Annotated in this window: 9 protein-coding genes; 6 read left to right on the top strand and 3 right to left on the bottom strand. The window is 29.1% G+C overall.

The genetic code is table 11. The features are described 5' to 3' along the window. Positions 1-85: 85 nt before the first annotated feature. Positions 86-1,357, bottom strand: coding sequence for a dicarboxylate/amino acid:cation symporter (locus tag NSA58_RS10940; protein WP_257560459.1), 1,272 nt, complete (start codon positions 1,355-1,357; stop codon positions 86-88). A 370-nt stretch (positions 1,358-1,727) separates the two neighbouring features. Continuing rightward, the gene (locus tag NSA58_RS10935) at positions 1,728-2,309 is read right to left on the bottom strand and encodes a hypothetical protein (protein ID WP_074079144.1); all 582 of its coding nucleotides are present in this window, start codon (positions 2,307-2,309) and stop codon (positions 1,728-1,730) included. 128 nt (positions 2,310-2,437) lie between these two features. Here NSA58_RS10935 and NSA58_RS10930 point away from each other — a divergent pair, with 128 nt between their 5' ends. From NSA58_RS10930 to rbsB, 6 genes are all read left to right on the top strand, one after another. Next, entirely contained in the window at positions 2,438-3,982 is a 1,545-nt protein-coding gene (locus NSA58_RS10930; protein WP_074079143.1) for a leucine-rich repeat domain-containing protein, read from the top strand. Between the two features lie 256 nt (positions 3,983-4,238). Further along, positions 4,239-5,147 carry a ribokinase gene (gene rbsK / locus NSA58_RS10925; RefSeq protein WP_074079142.1) on the top strand — a complete coding sequence of 303 codons (909 nt, stop codon included), beginning with the start codon at positions 4,239-4,241 and terminating at the stop codon, positions 5,145-5,147. Between the two features lie 2 nt (positions 5,148-5,149). Then, entirely contained in the window at positions 5,150-5,539 is a 390-nt protein-coding gene (gene rbsD, locus NSA58_RS10920; protein WP_039679680.1) for a D-ribose pyranase, read from the top strand. Beyond that, on the top strand, positions 5,539-7,062 hold the full coding sequence (locus tag NSA58_RS10915) for a sugar ABC transporter ATP-binding protein (protein ID WP_039679681.1): 1,524 nt from the start codon (positions 5,539-5,541) through the stop codon (positions 7,060-7,062). The genes rbsD and NSA58_RS10915 overlap by 1 nt, the downstream gene beginning before the upstream one ends. Then, a complete protein-coding gene (gene rbsC / locus NSA58_RS10910) occupies positions 7,034-8,002 on the top strand; it encodes a ribose ABC transporter permease (RefSeq protein ID WP_039679682.1) in 969 nt (322 codons plus the stop codon). Before NSA58_RS10915 ends, rbsC begins: the two co-directional genes overlap by 29 nt. 12 nt (positions 8,003-8,014) lie before the next feature. Beyond that, positions 8,015-8,917: a ribose ABC transporter substrate-binding protein RbsB gene (gene rbsB / locus NSA58_RS10905; protein ID WP_039679683.1), complete on the top strand. Its 903-nt coding sequence runs from the start codon at positions 8,015-8,017 to the stop codon at positions 8,915-8,917. 47 nt (positions 8,918-8,964) lie between these two features. Here rbsB and NSA58_RS10900 read toward each other — a convergent pair whose 3' ends face one another. Beyond that, positions 8,965-9,771 (bottom strand): hypothetical protein, encoded by an 807-nt coding sequence (locus NSA58_RS10900; protein ID WP_039679684.1) that lies wholly within the window; start codon positions 9,769-9,771, stop codon positions 8,965-8,967. Positions 9,772-9,794 lie beyond the last annotated feature (23 nt).

The following is a 9,794-nucleotide window of genomic DNA, read 5'->3' as shown; positions in this document are numbered from 1 at the left end:
AAATAGGAATATTAAAAAATATTCCTATTAGTATTTATCTTAAATTTTTATTTATAATAATGAAGAAAATTGTTCTATCAAACTTTTAAGCTACTACGGCTTCTTTTTCTTCACCGTAGTATTTTTCTACTTCAAAGTCTTTTTCACTATTGGCAACAATTAATGTACACACATTATCCCCCATAACATTTACAGTCGTTCTAAACATATCTACTATTCTTTCAACACCCATAATTAATCCTATTCCTTCTAGTGGTAAATTAACTGAAGTAAGAACCATAGATAGCATTATCATTCCCACTCCTGGAACTCCAGCAGTACCTATAGATGCCAATGTTGCTGTTAAAACTATCGTCATCATTTGATTTATTTCTAAATCTATACCATATATTTGAGCTATAAACAATGCTGCAACACCTTGCATTATAGCAGTTCCATCCATATTTATAGTAGCTCCCATAGGTATTGTAAAAGATCTTGTTGTTTTACCTACACCTAAGTCTTCTAATATTTCCATACTAGCTGGAACAGAGGCGTTGCTTGATGAAGTTGAGAAAGTAATAGCCGCAACTTTTGTAAATTTCTTTAAAAAAGGCATTATCTTTTGTTTTGTGAAAATCTTAAATAATCCACCATAAACTATAGTAACATGAATAGCTAGTCCTAAAAGTACAACTGCTAAGTATTTAATTAACACTAATATAGCATCTTTTCCAACAGTAGAGAATGTCTCTGCAACTAATGCAAATACACCTATTGGAGCTGCCATCATTATTATGCCAACCATTTTCATACATATATCATTCGCACTTTCAAATACTTTTCTTATTGGCTCTGCTTTCTCTCCCACCATACTCATTGCCACTCCAGTAAGTAATGCAAAGAATATTATTTGTAACATATCACCATTTGCAAAAGATGCAATTGGATTTGATGGTATTATTCCAAGTATAATGTCTACAAGTGATTTGGACTCTCCTATGGCTACCTCCCCAGTAACTACAGAACTCATGTCTAGTCCCTCACCTGGCTTTAATACACTTCCTAAAAATAAAGCTGTTACTATTGCTATTGCAGTAGTTGATAAATAAAATGCCATTGTTTTAGTTCCGATTCTTCCTAATTGTTTAAAATCTCCCATAGATGATGCTCCACATACTAATGAGACAAATACTAGTGGAACAACCATCATTTTTATCGCTGATGTAAATCCACTACCCAATACCTTAAATACTCCACCTATAATTACTGTATCCTTTATGTAACTTTCTGGCAATGATTTCAATATTAATCCAAATATAAAACCTAAAAACAATCCTAATAAAATTTTACTCGTTAATGTGACTTTTTTCTTCATTATTCAATCTCCCTTTTCTCTTTTTCTCGATTACTATTTCATTATACAACACTTTTTCATATTTTTGTTTATTTTTTTAAGTTTACAGATGTTGCCGAATTACTTTTCTTTATTTTTTAAAGTTTTTTTATTAACAACTTTATTTTTATTACTTTTCTTTACTTTTACACATGATTATTAATGTATTTGTATGAAAATTTGTTAATTTCCAAGTTTTTACGAACTTTAAATTGATTTTTATAATTAAAGTTCTGATTTTTATGAAATATACAAGAACTATATAACTATAATTCTATTTTTAAATTTGAAACAAAATCCGCCTTAGATATATATCTAAGGCGGATTTTGTTAAAATATAAAGTTAGTCTTATTACATAGTATATATTCTAGTATTACAGTACTGCATAAGTGGTATCTCTGTTTCCTTATCTAGCTGGCTCATAATAATAGTAATATCATAATAATTTACATCTTTTTTATAAATGGCATAAGTTGATTTTATATATCCTGGTATAGAATCTGTTATCACCTTAGAAGGAAAACAAACTTGACAGTTTTTATTATTCATTTGGCTATCCTCAGGAATCAACTCTTCAACTTGTAATGGATGTAGCTTTCCACCTGGATTAAAAAGATTTTCATAATCCTCTTTACTATATTCAATTATATATGATTTTTCTGACTTAGTATTGCTATCCTTTTCTATTATTTCTTCCTTATAATTTTCGAATTTCTCTTTAATTGTATATGTTCTTGAAAAATCACCTCTAACAGTTGTCATTGATCCCTTTTTTTCATCATAATTTACCTCCATAGTTGTATTAGATGAGAAGGTAATTATATCATTATTGTCCCTATCCACTTCCTGTCCTGTAACTCCATATTCAACTTTTAATTTTTTAGCATTATTAACTATCTTTATTAGTTCTTGTAGCACATTGTTTTCATCCATCTAATCACCTCCATTTATTAATTTTTAATAAATATATTATGATTGCATATAAATTATTACTAACTAGATCAATACATATTAACAAATCAACACCTTCAATCATATAAATAACAAAGGAGGTGCGTAAAATGACTAACCTAATACCGGACATAAACTTAAAGACTGTCATCAACCAATACTTTTCTAGATCAGAAGATGCAGAAATAACTAAATTAGACTTGGAAAGTATCAAAGGTTATATATATTCAGATATATCCTCCCTAGGCAAATATATCTGTAGTGTAGAAGGTCTTCAGTATGCCACTAATATGACAGAGTTGATTATCGAGAATAATTTATTAACCAATATAGAGCAACTTACTAACTTAAAAAATTTAAATACTTTATTTTTAAATAACAATTTGATTGCATCTGTACCAGATTTGTCTAATATGAATAATTTGACGTCTTTACTACTTAACGGTAATGAAATTAAAGATATTTCTCCTATTTCCAGTGGGAAAAATCTTAGATTTATTAAAATTAATGAAAATAGAGTTTCTGATTTATCTTCATTGTCTACTTTAGAAAACCTTCGAGAATTACGTGCCATGAATCAAGATATAGAAATCAAGGATGTTATAGAGTCCTCTGATTTTTATACATTAGATGTTAGCTTTTTGAAAGATATTAATGGAGAAATACCTAGCAAAATATCCCCTACCCACTTAGGTGAATATAATAGTGAACATAAAGAAATAATTTGGGATACATCCTTAATATCTTTTGAAAGTCCTAGCTTTACTTTTGAAAGTAATGATGGCTATTTTTCAGGTATTGTTACAGTGGACTTAATTGATGTAGATCAAACTGTTATTATAGATGATGAAAATTTACAAAATGAATTAATTGATATTTTAAATAAAGAGAATAATATTATAACTTTAAAAGATATGTTAAAGCTTAGAACTTTAGATTTAACTAATAAAGACATTAAGTCTTTAAAAGGTTTAGAATGTGCAAGTAATTTGTATACATTAATTCTAGATGGTACTTATGTTACTGATTTGCAATATGTTCCTTCATCTGTTAATTATATTTCTTCAAAAAATTTAAAGAATGAAGTAAATATTCCAGATGATAGATTAAAATCACTTATCAATATTGTTCTAGGCAAAAATGATAAGTGTGTTCTTACCTTTAATGATATAAAAAAATTGACCGTATTGGATGAGTTTGCTAATCATATTAATTCTTTAGAAGGATTACAGTATGCTGAAAATTTGAAGATTTTAAGTCTTTTAAATAATAAAATTTCCGATATAAATCCTATATGCGCTTTAACTAAGCTAACTTATTTAGATCTTAGCAATAATAATTTAAAAGATTTATCACCTTTATCTTCTTGTTATAAAAATATCTCTTATATTTATGCTAATAATCAAAAAATTAGCATTGAAAAAAGTACAAATCCACAAAACAATATTTTTAATTTATCTTTAGACTTTGTAAAAGATATTGATGGAAGTGTTATAAAGAATATAACTCCGTGCCAAAATGGTATATATAATAAAGAAAAAGACTCTATCACTTGGAGTTTAGATTGTATACCTTGCGATGTTAGTTTTGATTTTGCTGGTATAAATAATATTTTTTCTGGAACTGTTTATGTGAAAATTAAAATAGATGAATAAATGACTTAATTTTTTTAAAGAAAGCCAGCACTTAAACTGGCTTTTTTATGTTATTCTTATTTATCTTTTCAACATAATCTTATTAAATAGCCCTTTTATTATAAAGCCTTATTTAATTCATTATGAAATACTATATCATTATATATGTCATATCTTATCGAATTATGTTGCACTATTTTCTTCAATATGTTACTCTATATTAGGTAAAATATTTTTTATACATAATATGTATACAATACGACTTTGGAGGTAAAACATGAAAAATATATGCGTTATAGGCAGCTTAAATATGGATTTAGTTGTTAATGTTGACACAATGCCAAAGCCTGGACAAACTCTTTTAGGAGGGAATTTCAAAGAAGTACCAGGAGGTAAAGGTGCAAACCAAGCTGTTGCAATGGCTAGATTAGAAGGAAATGTTTCTATGATAGGCAAAGTTGGTAATGATGGCTTTGGTAAAACATTAATAAAAGCCCTAAATAATGATAATGTTAATACAAATCATGTTAATATAGCTAATTGCTCTACTGGTGTGGCATTTATAACTGTAGATAAAAATGCCCAAAACGCTATAGTTGTGGCCCCAGGAGCAAACTTTCAATTAACTAAAGATGATATAGATAAAAATATAGATTGCATAAAAAACAGTGATATAGTAGTTATCCAATTGGAAACTCCATTGAAAACTGTAAAATATGCTCTACAAGTTGCAAAAGGCTTAAACAAATATACAATACTTAATCCTGCGCCAGCAGTTAAGTTAGATGATGAAATAATAGGACATGTTGATTTATTAACGCCTAATGAAACTGAGCTAGAAATCATTTCTGAAATAAAAATAGAAAATGAAGATGATATAAATAAAGCAGCTAAAAAAATGATAGAAAAGGGTGTTAAAGAATTAATAGTTACTCTTGGATCTAAGGGTAGCTTATATATAAATGAAGAAAAATCATTCTTTAAACCAGCTTATACGGTTGAAGCAGTTGATACTACTGCTGCTGGTGATTCTTTCACAGGAGCGCTAGCCGTTTCTCTATCAAATAACAAAACTATGGAAGAAGCTATGGACTTTGCTTCTAAAGTAGGTGCTTTATCTGTTATGAAAGAAGGAGCTCAAAGCTCATTGCCAACATTAAAAGATGTTGAAAATTTTGGGAGGTAATTATGAAGAAAACAAAAATGATAAACAGCGAATTATCTTATGCAATAAGTCAAATGGGACATACTGATTCTCTGACAATTGGAGATTGTGGCTTACCAATACCTTCTGAAACTAGAAGAATTGATTTAGCTTTAACTCATAATGTACCTACCTTTATTCAAACTTTAGATGTTGTGCTTGAGGAATTATGTGTTGAAGAAGCTATAATTGCTTCTGAAATAAAAGAAAAAAATCCAGAAGTTTATGAAGCAATAAAGAATAGAGTGCCTAACTTACAAGAAGTAAGTCATGAAGAATTCAAAGTTTTAACAAAAAACAGCAAAGCAGTGGTAAGAACTGGAGAGTGCAGTCCTTATGCAAATATAATTTTAAAATCAGGAGTAGTATTTTAATGAAAACACCAATTTTAAAAATGACAAATATAGTTAAAGAATTCCCAGGTGTTAAGGCCCTAGATGGGGTTAATATCGAACTTTACGAAGGTAAAGTTATGGCTCTTATGGGTGAAAATGGAGCCGGGAAATCAACACTTATGAAAATATTAAGTGGTGTATATAAAAAAGATAGTGGCGAAATCTTCTATAAAGGACAAAAAGAAGATATAAAAGGACCTAAGGATGCAACAAATAAAGGTATTGCTATCATACACCAAGAGTTAAACTTAGTTAATGATTTAAGCATAGGTGAAAATATATTCTTAGGAAGAGAGCCTAAAAAAGGATTTAGAATCGACTTTAATAAATTACATGCTGATAGCCAGGTTTTATTAAAAAGATTAAATATAGATAAAGACTCTAGAGAACTTGTAGAAAACTTAAGTATAGGCGAAAAGCAAATGATAGAAATTGCTAAAGCTCTTTCTCTAGACGCAAAAATAATAATAATGGATGAACCAACAGATGCTTTAACAGATAAAGAAACTTATTCTTTATTTAAAGTAATTAATGAATTGAAAGCTGATAATAAAGCCATTGTCTATATATCACATAGGTTAAAAGAAATTTTTGAGCTTTGCGATTATATAACAGTTCTTAGGGATGGTAAATTTATTGGCCAAGAAGAAATATGTAACCTTGATGAAGACAAAATGATAGAAATGATGGTTGGTAGAAAATTAACTGATCAATTCCCTCATTTAAAAGTTGAAAAAGGTGAAACAATTTTAAAATTAGAAAATGTATCTAATAAATTTGTGAAAGATATATCTTTTGAAGTTAAGGCAGGTGAAATACTTGGTATATCAGGACTTATGGGTGCTGGTAGAAGTGAACTTGCTAAAACTATATATGGCCACCTTTCTTTAGAGAGTGGTCGTATTATAAAAAAAGGAAAAGAATTAAATCTTAAATCTTCATCTGATGGTGTAAAAAACAGAATTGCTTATGTTAGCGAAGATAGAAAAGGTGATGGGCTTATTTTAGACTTATCAATAAGAGAAAATATGACTTTATCCTCTCTTGAAAGAATTTCAAAATCTTTTGTAGTTGATAAAAATAAAGAGAAAGAAAGAGTTAATAGCTATATAGACAGAATAAGAATTAAAACTCCTAACATGGAACAATTAATAAAAAATCTTTCTGGTGGTAACCAACAAAAGGTTGCTATAGCAAAAGCTCTTATGATACATCCAGATGTATTAATTTTAGATGAGCCAACTCGTGGTGTTGATGTTGGTGCTAAAAAGGAAATTTACGATTTGATAAACGAATTTAAATCGCAAGGAAAAGCAATAATTATGATTTCTTCTGAAATGCCTGAAATTTTAGGTCTATCTGATAGAATCCTAGTTTTAAGCCATGGTGAAATAACAGGAGAATTTGATATAAAAGAAGCTACACAAGAAAAAATATTAAAATGCGCAGTAGAAATTAAGGAGGGTCACAGGGATGTCATCTCAAGTGAAGAAACAGCATAATAAATTTGATTTAAAAGAAACATTAATAAAATATAAAAGCTTAGTTGGACTACTTACTTTAATAGTAGTGGTTTCAATACTTAGCCCATCGTTCTTAAGTTCAAAAAATATATTTAATATCTTAAGACAAACTTCTGTTAACGGAATAATTGCCGCTGGTATGACTTTCGTTATATTAACTGGAGGAATAGACTTATCTGTAGGTTCTATTCTTGCCATAAGTGGTGCAGTTTGTGCCTCTCTTTTAGTATCCGGTAAGGGAATATTTGTAGCAGTTTTAGCTGCTTTAGTAATAGGTGCATTAGTTGGATTTTTAAACGGTTTCATAATAACTAAAGGTAAATTGCAGCCATTCATAGCAACTCTTGCTACAATGACAATACTTAGAGGCTTAACTTTAGTTTATACTGATGGTAAACCAATAACTCTTGGAAGTGGAGATTTAGCTTTAAACTTTGGACAAATAGGCGGAGGTAAAATATTAGGTATACCTACTCCTGCTCTAATCATGATAGTAACATTTGCCCTATGTGCTTATGTATTAAAAAATACAAAAATGGGTAGATATACTTATGCTTTAGGTTCAAATGAAGAGGCCACAAGACTTTCTGGTTTAAACACAGATAAAATAAAAATAGCAGTTTATACTATAAGTGGAATACTTGCTTCTGTTGCAGGTATAATAATAACTTCTAGATTGTTCTCTGCTCAGCCTACTGCTGGAGATGGATACGAGCTTGATGCCATAGCCGCTGTAGTTCTTGGTGGAACTTCTCTTACTGGTGGTAAAGGAAAAATAACTGGAACAATAATAGGAGCATTAATAATAGGTGTTCTAAGCAATGCCTTAAACATATTAGACGTATCATCATATTATCAAATGATGGTTAAAGGTGCTGTTATCTTAGTAGCTGTACTTTTAGACAGAAAAAGTAACTAGGAGGTAGTAATTATGTTAAAAAAACTTGCTGCCATAATGATGTCATTAATATTATGTACATCGTTACTAGTTGGATGTTCACAAAAAAGTTCTAACAATACTAAAAAAATAGGTCTTATAGTATCTACTTTAAATAATCCTTTCTTCGTAGATCTAAAATCTGGTATAGAAAGTGAAGCAAAAAAGTTAGGATATAATGTAGTTGTTCTAGACTCACAAAATGATCCTGCCAAAGAAGTTTCTAACATGGAAGATATATCTGTTAAAAATGTAGATGTTGTTTTATTAAACCCTGTAGATTCTGATTCTGCCATAGCATCGGTTATGGTAGCAAACAATTTAGATCTACCTGTAATAACAGTTGACAGGGCTGCCAATGGCGGAAAGGTAGTTTCTCACGTAGCATCTGACAATGTAGAGGGTGGAAAAATGGCTGCTCAGTATGTAGTTGATCAACTTGATGGAAAAGGAAATATAGTTGAACTTGAAGGAATCGCTGGTTCATCAGCTACTCGTGATAGAGGTGCTGGATTTGATAATGAAATTAAAAATAGTAATTTAAATATAATCACTAAACAAAGTGCTGATTTTGATAGAACTAAAGGTCTTTCTGTAATGGAAAACATAATTCAATCAAAAGGTGACATTGATGCAGTATTTGCTCAAAATGATGAAATGGCACTTGGAGCTCTAAAAGCATTACAAGATGCTAATATGAATGATGTATTAGTTGTAGGATTCGATGCTACTGATGATGCCGTAGCATCTGTTCAAAAAGGCAATATGGCTGCTACTATAGCTCAACAGCCTAAACTAATAGGTGAAACTGCTGTAGATTTAGCTCATAGATTCTTATCTGGTGAAAAAGTTGAAAGCTTTGCTCCTGTAGAATTAAAATTAATTGCTAAGAAATAATAAACTTTAATAATAAAAGGTCAATCTAGATTTTCTAGGTTGACCTTTTATTGTATGTATTCAAAAATTTGCTTATCCTCTATCTTTATCCATCCATATCTACCTTCTTCATTTACTACTTTTATACATTCATTCCCATTATAATTATATAACGATACTAACTTAATTTTAGCACCCTTCAAAAGGGTATATGCCTTCACATCTCCAACATTAGTTTCATATACTATTGTTTCTTCTTTAGCCCTATATTCCTTTTCTTTACTAGCTCCAACAACTTGTACCTCTTTTTCATCTACATCTATAAGTTCAGAATGAAATACTCTTTTATAAAGATAATTTATAACAATAGGTTCTTCACCAATAACTTTACTATAATGATTAAAATTTGATGAATTATCTGTATTTGAATAACTAATTTTTATTGTTCCATTTTTATCATCATTATTTATAATTCTTCCATTCATTATAAAGTTATCATTTTTATTTTCATCATAATATATAAATAGATTTGTTTTATAATTTTCAATTTTATCTCCTAAAATTACACATATTTCCTTATTAGTATCTATTTTATTAAAATCGTATATATGTACACTTATATTATTTTCATCATAATATGTTTCTTTCAGCTTACTATTTATATATAAATCCACAATAAAATCACCTTTTTTGTCTTTGTATGATTCTAACTTTACTTCTTCACTATCCCCATCACCATTTAAATCAAAAAAATAAGTTTCATCATAATTTAATTGATTTTGTGCTAAATTCATTTGGAAAAAATTTTCATCTATCTTATCATAATTATATAATATTATTATTGCAAAAATGATTAGTCCTATAGCTTTTTTCATCTGTAACTCCCCCATCCAGATCG

Origin of the sequence: Terrisporobacter muris, from assembly GCF_024621905.1 — a bacterium.
Taxonomy (GTDB): Bacteria; Bacillota; Clostridia; order Peptostreptococcales; family Peptostreptococcaceae; genus Terrisporobacter; species Terrisporobacter muris.
The sequence above is the reverse complement of the archived record's forward strand: the minus strand, read 5'-3'. Positions and strand labels throughout refer to the sequence as shown.